This is a genomic window from Terrabacter sp. P5_B1, assembly GCF_056400505.1.
Genome location: NZ_JBFULD010000053.1, coordinates 1 through 16448, shown reverse-complemented (window position 1 = coordinate 16448; position 16448 = coordinate 1). Strand labels below are relative to the sequence as shown.

The 16448-nt window shown below is 72.3% G+C and carries 17 protein-coding genes; 10 read left to right on the top strand and 7 right to left on the bottom strand.

Going from position 1 to position 16448, the window contains the following annotated elements:
* Positions 1 to 884 (top strand): cobalamin B12-binding domain-containing protein (locus tag AC1DP0_RS06210; protein WP_478082998.1); only part of this gene is annotated, 884 nt, incomplete at its 5' end.
* A gap of 18 nt (positions 885 to 902) precedes the next feature.
* The gene (locus tag AC1DP0_RS06205; RefSeq protein ID WP_478082997.1) at positions 903 to 1250 is read left to right on the top strand and encodes a hypothetical protein; all 348 of its coding nucleotides are present in this window, start codon (positions 903 to 905) and stop codon (positions 1248 to 1250) included.
* Between the two features lie 57 nt (positions 1251 to 1307).
* On the opposite strand, the gene nucS is transcribed toward AC1DP0_RS06205, so the two are convergent.
* On the bottom strand, positions 1308 to 2003 hold the full coding sequence (nucS, locus tag AC1DP0_RS06200; protein ID WP_478082996.1) for an endonuclease NucS: 696 nt from the start codon (positions 2001 to 2003) through the stop codon (positions 1308 to 1310).
* An 85-nt stretch (positions 2004 to 2088) separates the two neighbouring features.
* On the opposite strand from nucS, the gene AC1DP0_RS06195 reads away from it, so the two are divergent.
* Both AC1DP0_RS06195 and AC1DP0_RS06190 read left to right on the top strand, forming a co-directional pair.
* A complete protein-coding gene (locus tag AC1DP0_RS06195; RefSeq protein ID WP_478082995.1) occupies positions 2089 to 3867 on the top strand; it encodes a 3-hydroxyacyl-CoA dehydrogenase family protein in 1779 nt (592 codons plus the stop codon).
* Positions 3868 to 3883: 16 nt separating this feature from the next.
* Positions 3884 to 4192 carry a hypothetical protein gene (locus AC1DP0_RS06190; protein WP_478082994.1) on the top strand — a complete coding sequence of 103 codons (309 nt, stop codon included), beginning with the start codon at positions 3884 to 3886 and terminating at the stop codon, positions 4190 to 4192.
* A gap of 86 nt (positions 4193 to 4278) precedes the next feature.
* Here the strand turns inward: AC1DP0_RS06190 and AC1DP0_RS06185 are convergent, their stop codons facing one another.
* The gene (locus tag AC1DP0_RS06185) at positions 4279 to 4857 is read right to left on the bottom strand and encodes a TetR/AcrR family transcriptional regulator (protein WP_478082993.1); all 579 of its coding nucleotides are present in this window, start codon (positions 4855 to 4857) and stop codon (positions 4279 to 4281) included.
* A gap of 110 nt (positions 4858 to 4967) precedes the next feature.
* On the opposite strand from AC1DP0_RS06185, the gene AC1DP0_RS06180 reads away from it, so the two are divergent.
* Positions 4968 to 5882: an NAD(P)-dependent oxidoreductase gene (locus AC1DP0_RS06180; RefSeq protein WP_478082992.1), complete on the top strand. Its 915-nt coding sequence runs from the start codon at positions 4968 to 4970 to the stop codon at positions 5880 to 5882.
* A gap of 37 nt (positions 5883 to 5919) precedes the next feature.
* On the opposite strand, the gene AC1DP0_RS06175 is transcribed toward AC1DP0_RS06180, so the two are convergent.
* Both AC1DP0_RS06175 and AC1DP0_RS06170 read right to left on the bottom strand, forming a co-directional pair.
* Positions 5920 to 6426 carry a DinB family protein gene (locus AC1DP0_RS06175; RefSeq protein WP_478082991.1) on the bottom strand — a complete coding sequence of 169 codons (507 nt, stop codon included), beginning with the start codon at positions 6424 to 6426 and terminating at the stop codon, positions 5920 to 5922.
* 59 nt (positions 6427 to 6485) lie between these two features.
* Positions 6486 to 7862, bottom strand: a complete 1377-nt coding sequence (locus AC1DP0_RS06170; RefSeq protein ID WP_478082990.1) for an AI-2E family transporter — start codon at positions 7860 to 7862, stop codon at positions 6486 to 6488.
* 168 nt (positions 7863 to 8030) lie between these two features.
* On the opposite strand from AC1DP0_RS06170, the gene AC1DP0_RS06165 reads away from it, so the two are divergent.
* On the top strand, positions 8031 to 9413 hold the full coding sequence (locus AC1DP0_RS06165) for a phosphoribosyltransferase family protein (protein ID WP_478082989.1): 1383 nt from the start codon (positions 8031 to 8033) through the stop codon (positions 9411 to 9413).
* Here the strand turns inward: AC1DP0_RS06165 and ccrA are convergent.
* A complete protein-coding gene (gene ccrA, locus AC1DP0_RS06160; protein WP_478082988.1) occupies positions 9391 to 10731 on the bottom strand; it encodes a crotonyl-CoA carboxylase/reductase in 1341 nt (446 codons plus the stop codon). The two genes, AC1DP0_RS06165 and ccrA, sit on opposite strands and share 23 nt — an antisense overlap.
* Before the next feature lie 211 nt (positions 10732 to 10942).
* On the opposite strand from ccrA, the gene AC1DP0_RS06155 reads away from it, so the two are divergent.
* Positions 10943 to 11578 (top strand): DUF998 domain-containing protein, encoded by a 636-nt coding sequence (locus tag AC1DP0_RS06155; RefSeq protein WP_478082987.1) that lies wholly within the window; start codon positions 10943 to 10945, stop codon positions 11576 to 11578.
* Here AC1DP0_RS06155 and AC1DP0_RS06150 read toward each other — a convergent pair.
* Positions 11506 to 12321 carry a polysaccharide deacetylase family protein gene (locus tag AC1DP0_RS06150; protein WP_478082986.1) on the bottom strand — a complete coding sequence of 272 codons (816 nt, stop codon included), beginning with the start codon at positions 12319 to 12321 and terminating at the stop codon, positions 11506 to 11508. The genes AC1DP0_RS06155 and AC1DP0_RS06150 overlap by 73 nt on opposite strands.
* Before the next feature lie 114 nt (positions 12322 to 12435).
* Here AC1DP0_RS06150 and AC1DP0_RS06145 point away from each other — a divergent pair, with 114 nt between their 5' ends.
* Positions 12436 to 13689, top strand: coding sequence for a glycoside hydrolase family 15 (locus AC1DP0_RS06145; RefSeq protein WP_478082985.1), 1254 nt, complete (start codon positions 12436 to 12438; stop codon positions 13687 to 13689).
* Here AC1DP0_RS06145 and mce read toward each other — a convergent pair.
* Positions 13669 to 14112 (bottom strand): methylmalonyl-CoA epimerase, encoded by a 444-nt coding sequence (gene mce, locus AC1DP0_RS06140; protein ID WP_478082984.1) that lies wholly within the window; start codon positions 14110 to 14112, stop codon positions 13669 to 13671. The genes AC1DP0_RS06145 and mce overlap by 21 nt on opposite strands.
* Before the next feature lie 138 nt (positions 14113 to 14250).
* Here mce and AC1DP0_RS06135 point away from each other — a divergent pair, with 138 nt between their 5' ends.
* A complete protein-coding gene (locus AC1DP0_RS06135) occupies positions 14251 to 15456 on the top strand; it encodes an acetyl-CoA C-acetyltransferase (RefSeq protein ID WP_478082983.1) in 1206 nt (401 codons plus the stop codon).
* 20 nt (positions 15457 to 15476) lie between these two features.
* Positions 15477 to 16442 (top strand): methylmalonyl Co-A mutase-associated GTPase MeaB, encoded by a 966-nt coding sequence (meaB, locus tag AC1DP0_RS06130; RefSeq protein WP_478082982.1) that lies wholly within the window; start codon positions 15477 to 15479, stop codon positions 16440 to 16442.
* Positions 16443 to 16448: the final 6 nt, after the last annotated feature.

Here is a 16448-nt window from a genome sequence, read left to right as displayed (position 1 = left end):
CCTCGCACGCCGAGCGCCGTCGCCGGATCGAGGCAGGCGAGGCCGTCGTCGTCGGTCTCAACCAGTTCGAGACGACCGAGCCCAACCCGCTGACGGCCGACCTCGACACGGCGATCCAGACCGTGGACGCCGACGTGGAGCGGCACGCGTCCGAGGCCGTACGCCGGTGGCGCGAGACGCGCGACGCCGACCCCGAGCGCCGGGCGCGGGCGGCCGCCGCGATGGAGCGGCTGCGCGCCGACGCCGCTTCTGATACCAACCTCATGGCGGCCTCGCTCGAGTGCGCTCGCGCCGAGATCACGACGGGGGAGTGGGCCGCTGCCCTGCGCGAGCAGTTCGGCGAGTACCGCGCTCCCACCGGCGTCTCGGGCTCCGTGGGAGTCGGTTCGAGCGAGCCCGGCGACGCCCTCTCCCACGTCCGCGGGCTCGTGGCGCGCACCGGGGAGGAGCTGGGGGAGAAGCTGCGCATCCTCGTCGGCAAGCCCGGTCTCGACGGCCACAGCAACGGCGCCGAGCAGGTGGCCGTCCGCGCCCGCGACGCCGGTTTCGAGGTAGTCTACCAGGGCATCCGCCTCACGCCCCAGCAGATCGTCGCGGCCGCGGTGGCCGAGGACGTCCACCTCGTCGGGATCTCGATCCTCAGCGGCTCGCACATGGAGCTCGTGCCCGAGGTGCTCCACGGTCTGCGCGAGGCTGGGGCCGGTGACGTGCCCGTCATCGTCGGCGGCATCATCCCCGAGTCGGACGCGGCGGCGCTGCGGGCCGCCGGGGTCGCGATGGTCTTCACCCCCAAGGACTTCGGCCTCAACGACATCATGGGCGAGATGGTCGGTGTGATCCGCGCCGCACGTGGGCTCGTGCCGCTCGAGTCCGCGCCGGCCTGAGGGCGTAGCGTCGCGGGTATGAGCGACCTGCAGTGTGCCGCGCGCCTCGTCGTCGTCAACCCGCCGGGCCTCGCGGACATCGCGTGGCTCGCGTCGGCGATCCACCTCGAGAAGGTCCAGGCCGTGTATGCCGCCGACGACGTCCCCGACACGGGTCCCGTCGAGTCGCTGGCCGACGACCTCGGGGTCCCCTCCCACCTCGGTCACGGTGACCTGCACGACGGCTCGGCCGGGCTGGAGGAGCTCGTCGACCGGCACCGTGGCGAGACCGTCGTCGTCGTGCGCGGGGGCGACGACACCGAGCCCGTCCTGCTGCTCGTCGACGCGGACGGCGTGTCACGCCAGCCGATCGAGGGCCTGTCCTGACGCGCCACCCGGGCGGGGTCGCCCGCGCCGGGCACACGGCATACGCCCGTGGTGGGCTCAGAAGAGACGCGACTCCGCGTCGTCGATGCCCTTGAGGGCGTCGTAGTCGAGGACGACGCAGCGGATGCCGCGGTCCTCGGCGAGCGTGCGCGCCTGCGGCTTGATCTGCTGGGCGGCGAAGACCCCGGTGACCGGCGCGAGGTGCGGGTCGCGGTTCATCAGCTCGAGGTAGCGGGTCAGCTGTTCGACGCCGTCGATCTCGCCGCGGCGCTTGATCTCGACCGCGACGCTCGTGCCGCCCGAGTCCTTCGCGAGGATGTCGACCGGGCCGATGGCGGTCATGTACTCGCGCCGCACGAGCGACCAGCCGTGGCCGAGCGTGTGGATGTGCTCGGCGAGGAGCCTCTGCAGGTGGGCCTCGACACCGTCCTTGACGAGGCCCGGGTCGATGCCGAGCTCGTGCGCCGAGTCGTGGAGCACCTCGTGGATGTGGACGGTCAGGCGGTCCTCGCTCTTGGCGTGCTGGACGCGCCAGACGGCGACGACCCCCTCGGCGGCCTGGCCCTCGTCCGGTTCCCCCTCGGCCATCGTGCAGGGCGGGGACATCCAGTTGAGCGGCTTGTAGGAGCCGCCGTCGCTGTGGACGAGCACCGAGCCGTCGGCCTTGACGACGAGCAACCGGGTCGCGAGCGGGAGGTGGGCCGTGAGGCGCCCGTCGTAGTCGACGCTGCACCGGGCTATGACGAGACGCACCGGTCCACCCTAGAGGAGGTCGCGTGGGGAGCGTCACGCCCCGGGCGGGTGTGGGCGGCCCACACCCTCTGCGAGACTTTCGCCCATGGCTCGAGAGTTCACCAAGGTCGGCGTCATCGGACTCGGCACCATGGGTGCCGGCATCGTGGAGGTCTTCGCCCGTAACGGCATCGACGTCGTCGCGGTCGAGGTCAGCGACGAGGCGGTCGAGAAGGGCAGGGGCGTGCTCCAGCACTCGACCGACCGTGCCGTCTCCCGCGGCAAGCTGACGGGCGAGGACCAGGCGGCGCTCCACGACCGGGTGCAGTTCACGAGCGACATGGCCGATCTCAAGGAGTGTCAGCTCGTCGTCGAGGCCGTGCCCGAGCACCTCGACCTCAAGAAGGACATCTTCGCCAGGCTCGACGCGATCGTCTCCGACGACGCGATCCTCGCGACCAACACGAGCTCGCTGCCCGTGACCGAGATCGCCGTCGCCACGATCAATCCCAAGCGCGTCGTCGGCATGCACTTCTTCAACCCCGCGCCGGTGCTCCAGTTCGTCGAGGTCATCAAGACCGTCATCACGAGCGACGAGATCTTCGAGGAGGTCAAGGCGCTCGCGGAGCGGCTCGGCAAGAAGCCCGTCATCGTCGGCGACAAGGCCGGTTTCATCGCCAACGCCCTGCTCTTCGGCTACCTCAACCACGCCGTCGCGATGTTCGAGAGCAAGTACGCGACGCGCGAGGACATCGACGCCGCGATGAAGCTCGGTTGCGGCTACCCGATGGGCCCGCTCGCGCTGATGGACCTCATCGGGCTCGACACGGCCTACGAGATCCTCGACACGATGTACAAGCAGGGACGGGACCGCCTCCACGCGCCGAGCCCGATCATCAAGCAGATGGTCAGCGCGGGCCTGAAGGGCCGCAAGAGCGGTCGCGGCTTCTACACGTATGCCGACCCCGGCAGCTCGGCGGTCGTCGACGACGCGCTGACGCCCGCGGGCGCGGCCGCCTCCGCGGGCGGCACGCGGCCGGTCCGGACCGTCGGTGTCGTCGGCTCCGGCACGATGGCGACCGGGATGGTCGAGGTCTTCGCCAAGGCGGGCCTCGACGTCACCTTCGTGGCGCGCAGCGAGGTCAAGGTCGAGGCGGTGCGGTCCGCCCTCGCCAGGAGCCTCGAGAAGGCCGTCCAGCGCGGCAAGTCCACCGAGGAGCAGCGCGACGCGGCGCTCGCGCGAGTCCGCGGCAGCGTCCGTCTCGAGGACCTGGCCGACGTCGACCTCGTCGTCGAGGCCGTCGTCGAGGACCTCACGGTCAAGCGCGCCCTCTTCGAGAACCTCGACGAGATCTGCCGCCCCGGCGCGATCCTCGCGACGACGACGAGCTCGCTGCCCGTCGTCGAGTGCGCGGCCGCGACGAGGCGCCCGCAGGACGTCATCGGGATGCACTTCTTCAACCCGGCACAGGTCATGAAGCTCGTCGAGGTCGTGCACACGGTCTCGACGGCGGACGACGTGGTGGCCACCGTGCAGGCGCTGTGCGAGAGGGTGGGCAAGCACCCCGTGACGTGCGGCGACCGCGCCGGCTTCATCGTCAACGCCCTGCTCTTCCCCTACCTCAACGACGCCGTGAAGATGCTCGAGGCCAACTACTCGACGGCCGACGACATCGACACCGCGATGAAGACCGGCTGCGGCCTGCCGATGGGTCCGTTCGAGCTGCTCGACGTCGTGGGTCTCGACGTGTCGCTCGCCATCGAGCGCGAGCTCTACCTCGAGTTCCGCGAGCGCGGCTACGCGCCGGCCCCGTTGCTCGAGCACCTCGTCACGGCCGGCTACCTCGGGCGCAAGACGGGGCGCGGGTTCCGCACCTACGCCTGACACCTACGCTGGGTCCATGCCCTCGCGTCGTCGACCCAGCAAGCACGCGCGCGAGCACGTGCCGCTCGACGTGACGCGGATCCAGGGCGGCTCGACCCGCGAGGAGCCGTATGCCGGCATGCGCTGGACCGTGCGCTCCGTGAGCGGGGCCTCCGCCACGCGCGACTACCTGTGCCCGGGCTGCCAGCAGGACATCCCGCCCGGACTGCCGCATGTCGTCGTGTGGCCGGCCGAGGGCGTCGGCGGTCTCGGCGACCGCCGGCACTGGCACACCGGGTGCTGGCACCGCCGCGACGCCCGCCCGTCCGGCAACGCCTACCGCTGACGGATGCTCGCTGGCACACCGCCGTTCGACGTATCCGCGCGTCCCCTGTGGCCCTCGGCTACATCGAACCGCCGGGGGCAAGGGGGTCAGGCGTCGAGGAGCGGGGTGAGCTCGCGGGCGACGAGGCGCAGCGGGGCGGTGTCGCGCTGCGCCCGGGCCACCACGAGGGCTCCTTCCAGCGCGCAGAGCATGAGGGTCGAGAGGGTCTCGGCGCGCCGCCGGGTCCGGCCCATCGCCACGACCGCCTCGGTGATCGGCCGGCGCCAGGTCGCCAGGGCCGCCGAGGCCGCCTGTCGGACGGCCGGGTTGGTGTCGGCGCAGTCGACGACGGCGCCGGCGACCGGGCAGCCCCGCTCGAAGTCGCGCGCGCGCAGATCCGCGGCCCAGTCGTCGACCATGGCCGTGAAGAGCCGGCTGGGGGAGGGACGCCGCATGCCGGAGAGGTGCCGGACGACGCGCTCGGCCGCCCACGAGCCGGACCACTCGAGGGCCTGRGCCACGAGCTGGTCCTTGCCGCCCGGGAAGTAGTGCTGGAACGAGCCGCGGGGGGCGCCTGCCTCGGCGACGACGTGACGCAGCCCGGTGGCGGTGACCCCCGCGCGTCGCAGCTGCTGCGCCGTCTCGTAGACGATGCGCTCGCGGTGTCCGATCGGTCCGTCAGGCATCGGCGGCCTCCTGGTTCTGAGTCGACGGCTGTCCCCGAACTATGACATGTGTCATGATCCAACGAGACTATGACAGTCGTCATAGTCGCACAATCAGCGAGGAGGACGTCATGGGACGCGTGGGCTTCATCGGTCTCGGCATCATGGGTGGTCCGATGGCGATGAACCTGCTGCGGGCGGGGACCCCGCTCTCCGTGTGGAACCGTTCGCCTGAGGCGGCGGCCCGGCTGGGACGGGAAGGCGCGCGGGTCCTCCCCTCACCGGCAGCCGTCTTCGCCGAGTGCGACGTCGTGCTGTTGATGCTCGCCGACGAGGCCGCCGTGGACGCGGTGCTCCGACGCGGCACGCCGGAGCTGGACGCGATGGTCCGCGGGCGCACCGTCGTCGCCCTCGGCACCACGTCACCCWCGTTCTCGGCCGGCGTCGAGCGCGACGTCGTGGCCGCCGGCGGACGCTATGTCGAGGCGCCCGTGTCGGGCTCCCGCGTGCCTGCGGAGCGTGGCGAGCTCGTGGGTCTCGTCGCCGGCTCCGAGGAGGCGGTCGAGCAGGTCGCACCGCTCCTGCGGCCGATGTGCCGTGAGGTCGTGCGCTGCGGAGCCGTGCCCGCCGGCCTCGGCACCAAGCTCGCGGTGAACCTCTACCTCTGCACCATGGTCGCCGGGCTCGCGGAGGCCTACCACCTCGCGGCCGCCCTGGACCTCGACCTCGCCGCCTTCCAGCAGGTCCTGGACGCGGGTCCGATGGCGAGCGCCGTCTCCACCCTGAAGCTGGCCAAGCTCCTCGCGCGGGACTTCGACGCGCAGGCCGCCGTCCGGGACGTCCACACCAACACCCGGCTCGTCGCCGAGGCGGCTCGCGCGGCCGGTGCGGCGAGCCCGTTGCTCGACGTGACCCGCGAGCTGTTCCGCGCGACGGAGGGCTCCGGGGCCGGGGCCCTCGACATGGTTGCCGTGGTGACGGCCCTGGAGCGCCACGACGGGATCGCCCCGACGCTGCAGCCTGATCCGGTGCGGCACGGCGGCTGACGGCGGCTGACGGGTGGCCGGACGTCGCCCGGTCGTCCTACTCCGCGGGTCGGGACGCGAGCACCTGCTCGCGCAGGATGTCGGCATGCCCGCAGTGCTGGGCGAGCTCGCGCAGCATGTGGAAGTAGACCCAGCGGAGCGGGAGCGGACCGCGACGGTTGCCCCGCACGACGTCGTCGATCCCCAGGGGCGCCGTCGTGCGTCGCGAGGTCTCGCACGCCTCGCGGTGTGCCTGTTGCGCGGAGGCCACGGTGTCACCGTCGTCGAGGACGAACGACTCGTCCGGGGTTGCCGGGATGCCGATCTCGGCCCGGGAGCGGCAGGTCACGGCCTCGTCGAACCACACCTTCTCGACGAACGTCGCGTGCTTGACCAAGCCGAGCAGCGTCGTGGCCGAGGGCACGAGTGACCGTCGGGCCTCCTGCTCGGTGAGCCCGTCGAGCGCGGCGCGGAGGGCCGTCCGGTGCTCGTCGAGGAAGACCTCGAGCTGGACGCGCGCCGGCTGGTCGAGGACGTCCTCGGCGAACGTCTGGGGGAGCGTCATGGGGAGAGCCTGCCACGACGGCCCCAGGGGCGCGCGTCACGCGGCTCCCGGCATACGGCCTAGTGACGTCGCTGGCGCGGGACGAGCACCTCTTCGTAGAGCAGCAGGGCGCCTGCGGCGAAGGGGATCGCCAGGAGCGCGCCGAGGATGCCGAGGAGCGCCCCGCCTGCGAGAGCGGCGACGACGGTGACCGCGCCCGGCACGGCCACCGTCCGCTGCATGATGCGCGGCATGACGGCGTAGTTCTCGATCTGCTGGTAGACGATGAAGTAGATGATGACGATGAGCGCCTTCTTGGGCTCGTCGAAGAACGCCACGATCGCGACGACGGACGCGCCCAGGGTGGCACCGATCATCGGCACCAGCCCGAGGAAGCCGACCGCCACGGCGAGCACGGCAGCGAACTTGAGGCCGATGAGGCTCATCATGATCCACGCGCAGAACGCATTGATGGCCGCGACGGCCACCTGACCGATGGCATACGACCCGACCCGGCGCATGACCTCCTCGGAGAGGGAGACGGTGCGTGGTCTCCGGCTCGCCGGGACGACGGCGTAGGCCGCCTGCTTGACGGCCGGGAACGAGGCGAGGAAGTAGAGGGTGAGGACGAGGACGGTCAGAGCGCTGAACACCCCGGTCACGATGAGCTTGCCGGCGTCGAGGACGCCTCCGAAGACGCCGGCCCAGAGGTTGCCGTCGGCGACGCGCTTGTTGACCTCCTCCTGGATGCGCTGGACGAGGTGGTAGCGGTGGTCGACGTCCTGCACCCACGGGTTGGCCAGGAGGTTGTCGAACATCCGGGGTGCGTTCGTCGTGAGCTCGCTGCCCTGCTCGACGACAGGTGGGATGACGACCCACCCGACGAGCGTGAAGACCGCGAGGACGCCGAGGAAGACGATCGTCACGGCCCAGCCTCGGCGCAGGTTGCGCCGGGTCAGGGCCTCGACGAGCGGGTTGAGCGAGAGCGTCAGGAAGAAGGAGATGACGAGCAGCGTGATGACGGTGCCCAGGCGGCCGACGGCCTGGACGACGGCGTATGCCGTGAGCACGCCCACCGCGCCGACGAAGCCGACGTAGAAGGGCGACTGCCGGTTGAAGGGCGAGCCGCTGGGGCCGAAGTCGCGGCGCTTGTCCTTGCCCGTCCTGCCCTCCTCGGGGCCGGGGGCTCCGGGCTCGGGCTCCCGCGTGTCCGACGGAGGCGATGCGGGAGCGCCCTCGCCCCACTGTCCCGGGGCGAACGGCAGGGTGCTCAGCAGGAGGTCGGACTCGGTCCCGGTCTCGGACTCGGGCTGGGGCGCCTCATCTCCTGAGGCGGCGGGCGCGTCGTACTCCGCCCGCGGGGCCGGCCCGCCGAAGCCGAGGTCACGAGCCCGGAACTCGTTCATCCGGGCGCGCTGCGCGCGGCGGTAGCGCGCCCAGCGTCCCCAGATGCTCACGGTCGCGAGCCTACGACAGGTGCGGCCGCACGACCCATCGGGACCAAGGTCTCTGCCCCGCGGCCCGGCCACCGGGACACGATGGTGGGAGATCGCGTAAACGACGGGTGGCGTGTCCTCCCGCGACCTGCGCGTCCGTCGCTCGGTGTCCGAGCCAGGGAGGCCACCATGCTCGTGTTCGAGGACCGGCTCGACGCGGGCCGGCACCTGGCCGGCAAGCTGGACCTCCTCCGAGCTGAGGACGTCGTCGTGCTGGGACTGCCTCGGGGCGGCGTGCCCGTCGCGGCTGTCGTCGCCGAAGCGCTCAGTGCCCCCCTCGACGTCATCGTCGTGCGCAAGCTCGGGGTGCCCTTCCAGCCGGAGCTGGCCATGGGCGCCATCGGAGAGGACGGAACGAGGGTCGTCGACCGCACCATGGTGGCGCGCGCCCGGGTCACCGACGAGGCGCTCGAGGCGGTCGAACGCCGCGAGCGCGCAGTCCTCGACGACCGGGTCGAGCGCTTGCGGCGAGGGCGGCCCCGGATCGACCTGCGCGGCCGGGTGGCGGTCGTCGTCGACGACGGGATCGCGACGGGGTCGACCGCACGGGTGGCCTGCCGCGTGGCCAGGCAGCTCGGGGCACAACGCGTCGTCCTCGCCGTCCCGGTCGCCCCGGCGGACACCCTGGCGCACCTGCCGGAGGCGGAGACGGTCGTGTGCGTGTCTGCGCCGCGCTACTTCAGGGCCGTGGGCGCGCACTACGAGGACTTCTCGCCGACGACCGACGCCGAGGTCGTCGCCCTGCTGGAGCAGGCCGACCGCCGGATGCGCCTGCTCGATGCGGTCGGGGCCTCTGACGGGACGTCTGACGGGGCCTCGGACGGGGCCTCGGACGAGGACACGGACGAGGACGTCGTCATCCCGGCTGGCCGGGTGGCCATCCAGGGACACCTGCGAATGCCGCGGGGCGCCTCCGGCGTCGTCGTGTTCGCGCACGGCAGCGGCAGCAGTCGGCACAGTCCCCGCAACCGGTACGTCGCGGACGTGCTCCACGCCGCCGGCCTCGGCACCCTGCTGCTCGACCTGCTGACCGCCGAGGAGGAGCACGACCGCGCCAAGGTGTTCGACATCCCGCTCCTGGCGGGTCGCCTCGTCTCCGCAACCGACTGGCTGGGCGGCCGGCGCGACACCGCGGCGTCCCGGGTGGGCTACTTCGGGGCGAGCACCGGCGCCGGCGCCGCGTTGTGGGCCGCCGCCGAGCCCGACACCCGGGTGGTGGCTGTGGTCTCCCGTGGCGGGCGCCCCGATCTCGCCGCCCCCCGCCTGGCGGACGTCCGCGTCCCGACGCTGCTCGTCGTCGGGGGCGCGGACGACGTGGTGCTCGAGCTCAACCGGCAGGCCCGGTCAGAGCTGGTGCGGTGCGCGAGCGAGCTTGCCGTGGTCCCGGGCGCGACCCACCTGTTCGAGGAGCCCGGCACCCTCGCGCGGGCCGCGCTGCTGGCCCGCGACTGGTTCGTGCGCCACCTCGCCGAGGGCCAGGCCGGGGCCGCTACTGGTCGGCGAAGCGGTTGATCGCCGACGCGAAGCCGGCGCGCTTCTCCGGGTTGGTGACTCCGAGGCCGGGCTCGGGGGAGAGGGCCAGCACGCCGACCTTGCCCTGGTGGGCGTTCCGGTGGACGTCGAGCGTCGCCTGTCCCACCTCGTCGAGCGAGTACGTCTTGCTCAGGGTCGGGTGGATCAGGCCGCGGTTGATCAGCTCGTTGGCCTCCCACGCCTCGCGGTAGTTCGCGAAGTGCGAGCTGACGATGCGCTTGAGGTTCATCCAGAGGTAGCGATTGTCGTACTCGTGCATGTAGCCCGACGTCGACGCGCACGTGACGATGGTGCCGCCCTTGCGCGCGACGTAGACGCTCGCGCCGAACGTCTCGCGCCCGGGGTGCTCGAAGACGATGTCGACGTCGTAGCCCCCGGTCAGCTCCCGGATCTTCTTGCCGAGCCGCTGCCACTCGCGCGGGTTCTGCTCGGTGCCCTCGTCGTTCCAGAAGCGGTAGCCCTCGGCGTTGCGGTCGATGATGAGCTCGGCCCCCATGGCGCGGCAGATCTGCGCCTTCTCGGGTGAGGAGACCACGCAGATCGGGGTGGCGCCGCCGGCGAGGGCCATCTGCGTGGCGTAGGAGCCGAGGCCGCCGGAGGCGCCCCAGATGAGCACCCGGTCGCCGAGCTTCATCGCGGCACCGTTCTTGGAGATGAGCTGCCGGTAGGCGGTGCTGTTGACGAGACCGGGCGAGGCGGCCTCCTCCCAGGTCAGGTGGCCGGGCTTGGGCATCAGCTGGTTGGCCTTGACGATCGCGAGCTCGGCGAGGCCGCCGAAGTTCGTCTCGAAGCCCCAGATGCGCTGCTGCGGGTCGAGCATCGTGTCGTTGTGGCCCTCGGCGTCCTCGAGCTCGACCGAGAGGCAGTGGGCGACGACCTCGGTGCCCGGCTTCCACTTGGTGACACCGGGGCCGGTGCGCAGGATGACGCCGGCGAGGTCGGACCCGACCACGTGGTAGGGCAGGTCGTGCCGCTTGGAGAACTCCGACATCCGGCCGTAGCGCTCGAGGAAGCCGAAGGTCGAGACCGGCTCGAAGATCGAGGTCCACACGGTGTTGTAGTTGATGGCGCTGGCCATGACGGCGACGAGCGCCTCACCGGGGGCGAGCTCGGGCACCGGTACCTCGTCGATGTGGAGGGACTTCCGGGGGTCCTTGTCGCGCGTGGCGAGTCCCTCGAACATGCCGACCTCGTCCTTGTGGACGGTCGCCCCGCGGTACGTCGCGGGGATCTCGATGTTCGCGTAGGTCTCCTGGGTGCGGTCGCCGGAGAGGATGGCGTCGCGGATGGCCTGCATTCAAGGTCCTTACGTCGCAGCGTCATTGGTGGGTCGAGACCGTGTCGAACCGGTGTCGAGCCCGTGCGGTGTGCCCCCGAACGTAGCGAGACGTGACCGGTGGGTAGCTCGTTCTGAGACGGCCACCACAGGTGACCTGGGTCACGAGCGCCATCCGGCCCGGTACGGTCGGCGCGTGCGACCGGCGACGGTGGGGCGAGGGTGTTGGCTCGTGCAGCCGGCCTACGTGCTCGTCGAGCTGCTCGTGGCGGTCGTGGCGGTCGGGGCGGCCGGGGCGTCGGCGGCATACTCCCTGCGCGACGACACGATCAGCGCGCTCGGCATGCTGACGTGCTCACCGGGCCACGGGGGGTCGCTCGTCGACGTGTGCTCACCGGCGCACGCGGTGATGAACCTCGCGTTCGTCGTCTTCGGCCTGCTGCGTGCCGCCGGCGCCGTGCTCCTGCGGCCGAGACTGGGCGCCGGGACGTGGGGAGTGGCTGCCGTCTGCCTGTGGGTCGTCTCGGCGCTCGCGGCTGCCGCCGTCGGACTGGTGCCGGTGGACCAGCAGCCGGGGTGGCACGTCGTCGCGGCCCTGCCCGTCTTCGTGCTGCAGCCCGTCGCCGTCCTGGCCACCGCGGAGGCCCTCCGGCGCTCGGGAGCCGCGTCGCGAGCCGTCGCCCGGTCAGGGACGCTCATCGGTGCCCTCACCCTCGCCGCGGCGGTTGCCTTCGGCCTGCGACTCGGTAGTCCGACGTGGGTGGGCGGCCTCGAGCGGCTCGTCCTCTGGCCCGCCTACGTGTGGCTGGCCGTCGTGGCGCTGGCCCTGCTGGTCGCCAGCAGGTCGGAGACCGTGGCGAACGTGTAGCCGTCGTCGCGAAGCCGCCGGATGATCGCCGGCAGCCGGTCGATGGTGATGAGCCGGTCGTCCGACCCCGTGTCGTGGGCGAGCACGATGGAGCCCGGGCGCACCTGCGATGCGATGTCGTCGACGATGCCGTCCGGACGAGCTGCCACGAGGTCCTCGCGTGCCTGGGCCGACCACAGGACGCTCGTCAGGCCCGCCTCGGCGGCGGCGAGGACGGCCGCCCCACCCAGATGGCCGTACGGCGGCCGGAAGAGGGCCGGGGCGACCCCGTAGGTCTCCTTCATGAGCTGGGTCGTGCGCTCGATCTCATCCCGGCAGCGCGACCAGTCGTAGCGCCCGAGGTCGGGGTGGTCGAAGGTGTGGTTGGCCAGCTCGTGGCGTCCGACGCTCCCGCGGTGCAGCTCACCGTGGTCGCGGACGTTCCGTCCGAGGCAGAAGAAGGTGGCCGGCACGTCCGCCGCCGCGAGTGCCTTGAGCACGCGCGGGGTCCAGTCGGGATGCGGCCCGTCGTCGAAGGTCAGCGCGACCCGCCGCTCGGAACCCCCGCCCGCCCAGACGACCGACGCGCCGGCCGCGGACGGCGACGATCGGTCCGGGCGGATGGCGCTGACGGGACTGCCGTAGAAGGGCAGCGGGGTGGACTCGTCGAGGTGCTCCTTGAGGCGCGCCGCGCCCACCGCCCCGGCTGCTCCGACGGCCGCCCCGGCCGCTGCGGTCAGGGCCTGCCGGCGTGTCACCTCCATGGCAGCCGATGCTACGGGCAGGGGCGCCTCGATCCTGCGGCGAGCAGGCCCCACGCGTGCCACACTGGCGCCCTCTCGACGGTGAGGTCGAGCCGGGAACGAGGGGAGACGGATGTGCGACGTGCCGTGCTGGGCGCCGTCGCCGCGGTGGTGACGGCGGGCCTCGCCCTCGTCCCGCTGCTCGTCGAGGACGACCCGCCCCTCCCGGTCCTGCGCAACGACGCGGCCTGGCGCACGAGCTCCGTGCTCGCTCCGGCGACGCTGGGCGGCAGGCTCATCGACCCCCTGGCGGAGAGCATCTGGCTCGCCGAGGGGACCGTGCCGACCGCGGGTGCGCGCACGCGAGCCACGACGCAGGCCCTGCGTGACCTCCGTGGTCTGACCCGGCCCAACGGCGCGGTCGCTGCCGGCCCCGACGGGCCATGGGCCTACGCGTGGCCGAGGGACTCCGCCTTCGTCGCGGCGGCCTACGCCGAGACCGGACACGTCGCCGACGCCCGACGCGTGCTCGGCTTCCTCTCCCGGGTCCAGCGCGCCGACGGCGGGTTCGAGGCCCGCTACCGCCTCGACGGGTCCGGTCCGCCGGACGACCGTCCCCGCCAGAGCGACGGCGCCGGATGGGTGCTCTGGTCCCTCGAGCGCGTCCGCGCCGCCGGAACCGAACGGACCCTTCCCGCCGAGCTGCGGGCACTGCGGGACCGGGCCTTCGGCTTCGTCATGGCCCAGACGGCTGCCGGATCGCGCCTTCCGGAGGTCTCACCGGACTACTGGGAGGTCTCGGAGCGCGAGGTGACTCTCGGGACCGCGGCCCCGCTCGCGGCCGGGCTCGAGGCCGCCGCTGCCACCTTTGTCGCCGAGGGGGATGCGCGCCGGGCCGACCGGGCCAGTCGAGCGGCCCGCGGCCTGCGGTCGCTGATCCGCACGCAGTTCGGCCCGGACTACCAGCGGCACGGGCACTCCGGGGGGCTCGACGCCGGGGTCGCGATGCTCATGCCACCCTTCGCCGTCGTGGGGGACGAGGCCGCCGAGCGTGCGTGGGAGCGCTACCCCGTCCTCGCCCAGCGCGAGGCAGGAGGCCTGGCTCCCGGCGTCGAGTGGAAGAGCGACGGCGTCTCGTGGACCCCGGAGACCGCGATGGTCGCCTACACGGCCGCTGCCTCGGGCCATCCCCTGGTCGCCGAGCACTGGATGACGTGGCTCGACCGCCACTGCACGACGTGGGGCAGCCTCCCCGAGAAGGTCCTCCCGGACGGGCGCCCCGCGGGGCCCGCGCCGCTCGCCTGGACCGCGGCTCTCGTCGTGCTGACCGAGAGGGAGCTCGCCACGCAGCGCTCCGGGGTCGACGCGTCAGTGCCCGGCGTGGCCTGAGGGCTCGACGAGCTCGACGAGGACGCCGCCGGCGTCCTTGGGGTGGATGAAGTTGACGCGGCTGTCGCTCGTGCCGCGCTTCGGGGTGTCGTAGAGCAGGCGCAGGCCACGCTCGCGCAGGGTCGCGCAGACGGCGTCGATGTCGGCGACGCGGTAGGCGAGCTGCTGGATGCCGGGGCCGCTGCGGTCGAGGAACTTCGCGATCGTCGACTCGGAGGAGAGCGGCGCGAGCAGCTGGATGCACGAACCGGAGTCGCCGACGCCCATCATCGCCTCGCGCACCCCCTGCTCCTCGTTCGTCTCCTGGTGCAGCAACGCCATGCCGTACGTCTCCTCGTAGAACGCGATGGCCGCGTCGAGGTCGGGCACCGCGATGCCGACGTGGTCGATGTGGGTGAAGAGGGGGGCGGGAGTCGCGCTCATGGTCCCAACGTAGGGCGGCGTCACGGCATACGGCGTGCGTATGCCGTGTGCGCTTGGTCATGCTCGGCGAGGCCCCCGCGCGGCCCCCGACTACAGTTTGTCGGGACACCCCCAAAGACGTCGGAAGAGGCTTCACCCATGACTGCTGACCGTCCCACCTCCGTGATCGTCGCCGGTGCCCGGACCCCCATGGGGAGGCTGCTCGGCTCGCTCAAGGACTTCTCCGGATCGGACCTCGGTGGCGTCGCCATCAAGGGCGCCCTCGAGAAGGCGGGCGTCGCCCCGGAGCAGGTCGAGTACGTCATCATGGGCCAGGTGCTGCAGGCCGGCGCCGGCCAGATCCCCGCCCGCCAGGCGGCGCACGCCGCGGGCATCCCGATGACGGTCCCCGCCCTGACGATCAACAAGGTCTGCCTCTCGGGCATCAACGCCATCGCCATGGCCGACCAGCTCATCCGCGCCGGCGAGCTCGACATCGTCGTGGCCGGCGGCCAGGAGTCGATGACGAACGCGCCGCACCTCATGACGAAGTCGCGCGAGGGCTACAAGTACGGCGACGTGACGATGCGTGACCACATGGCCTTCGACGGACTGTGGGACGCCTTCACCGACCAGGCCATGGGTCTGCTCACCGAGCAGGCCAACACGGGGCAGCAGGCGTTCACGCGCGAGGAGCAGGACGAGTTCTCGGCCCGCAGCCACCAGCTCGCCGCCAAGGCGTGGAAGGACGGCCTCTTCGACGACGAGGTCGTGCCGGTGAGCATCCCGCAGCGCAAGGGCGACCCGGTCGTCTTCAAGAACGACGAGGGCATCCGCGCCGACACGACGGCGGCGTCCCTCTCGGGCCTGCGTCCGGCCTTCAGCAAGGACGGCACGATCACGGCGGGCTCCGCCTCGCAGATCTCCGACGGCGCCGCCGCGGTCGTCGTCATGAGCAAGGCGAAGGCAGAGGAGCTGGGCCTCACGTGGCTCGCCGAGATCGGTGCGCACGGCATGGTGGCCGGACCGGACTCGACGCTCCAGCAGCAGCCGGCGCGTGCCATCGCGCGCGCCTGCGAGAAGGAGGGCATCACGCCCGCTGACCTCGACCTCGTCGAGATCAACGAGGCCTTCGCGGCCGTCGGTCTCGCCTCCGCCAAGGAGCTCGGCATCGACGTCGACAAGGTCAACGTCAACGGTGGCGCCATCGCCCTCGGACACCCCATCGGCATGTCCGGCGCCCGCATCGCCCTGCACCTCGCGCTCGAGCTGAAGCGCCGCGGTGGCGGTGTCGGTGCCGCCGCGCTGTGCGGCGGCGGCGGTCAGGGCGACGCCCTCATCGTCCGCGTCCCCGCCTCCGCCTGAGCAGCCGGGGTCCGCGCCACGTGGCACGCCGATCCGTCGACGTCCCCGCCCTGGTCGAGTCGGCCAGGGCGGGTTCGCCGCGTGCCGTGGCGCGTCTCATCTCGCTCGTCGAGGACGGCCACGGGTCGCTCCGAGAGGTGATGGCCGCGCTCGCACCGCACGCGGGCAACGCCTATGTCATCGGCCTGACCGGCTCCCCTGGGGTCGGCAAGTCGACGACGACGACGGCGCTCGTCGGGGCCTTCCGCGAGCGTGGGCTGCGAGTCGGGGTGCTTGCCGTCGATCCCAGCTCGCCCTTCTCGGGAGGCGCGCTCCTGGGTGACCGCATCCGCATGCAGGACCACGCCCTCGACCCCGAGGTCTACATCCGCTCGATGGCTTCACGTGGACACCTCGGCGGCCTGTCGTTCACGACGCCGCAGGCGATCCGCGTGCTCGACGCGGCCGGGTGCGACGTCGTGCTCGTCGAGACCGTCGGGGTGGGGCAGTCCGAGGTCGAGATCGCCGGGCTGGCCGACACCTCCGTCGTGCTGCTCGCGCCTGGTATGGGTGACGGCATCCAGGCCGCGAAGGCCGGCATCCTCGAGATCGGCGACGTCTTCCTCGTCAACAAGGCCGACCGCGACGGCGCGGACGCGACCGTGCGCGACCTGCGCCACATGATCTCCCTCGGCGACCGCACCGAGCCGGGACTGTGGCGGCCCCCGGTCGTCAAGACCGTTGCCTCCCAGAAGGCTGGGATCGACGAGGTGATGGAGGCGCTCGACAAGCACCGGGCGTTCATCGAGGAGAACGGCGAGCTGGTCCGTCGCCGCGAACGCCGCGCCGCCGTGGAGATCGAGACGATCGCCCTCGCGACGCTGCGCTCCCGGTTCGACCACCTCGGCGGCCACCACGGCGTCATGGCACTGGCCCGCGAGGTCATCGCGGGGCGCACCGACCCGTACGCCGCCGCCGACTCTCTCGTGGCGCAGCTCGGCACCTGAGCCGGT

Excerpts from the sequence above, each read along its gene's own strand:
- AC1DP0_RS06175 (WP_478082991.1), bottom strand. The coding sequence starts at position 6,426 with ATGACGCTCCCCCAGACGTTCGCCGAGGACGTCCTCGACCAGCCGGCG.
- AC1DP0_RS06195 (WP_478082995.1), top strand. The coding sequence starts at position 2,089 with ATGGCTCGAGAGTTCACCAAGGTCGGCGTCATCGGACTCGGCACCATG.
- AC1DP0_RS06150 (WP_478082986.1), bottom strand. The coding sequence starts at position 12,321 with ATGGAGGTGACACGCCGGCAGGCCCTGACCGCAGCGGCCGGGGCGGCC.
- AC1DP0_RS06135 (WP_478082983.1), top strand. The coding sequence starts at position 14,251 with ATGACTGCTGACCGTCCCACCTCCGTGATCGTCGCCGGTGCCCGGACC.
- AC1DP0_RS06205 (WP_478082997.1), top strand. The coding sequence starts at position 903 with ATGAGCGACCTGCAGTGTGCCGCGCGCCTCGTCGTCGTCAACCCGCCG.
- AC1DP0_RS06165 (WP_478082989.1), top strand. The coding sequence starts at position 8,031 with ATGCTCGTGTTCGAGGACCGGCTCGACGCGGGCCGGCACCTGGCCGGC.
- mce (WP_478082984.1), bottom strand. The coding sequence starts at position 14,112 with ATGAGCGCGACTCCCGCCCCCCTCTTCACCCACATCGACCACGTCGGC.
- ccrA (WP_478082988.1), bottom strand. The coding sequence starts at position 10,731 with ATGCAGGCCATCCGCGACGCCATCCTCTCCGGCGACCGCACCCAGGAG.
- AC1DP0_RS06190 (WP_478082994.1), top strand. The coding sequence starts at position 3,884 with ATGCCCTCGCGTCGTCGACCCAGCAAGCACGCGCGCGAGCACGTGCCG.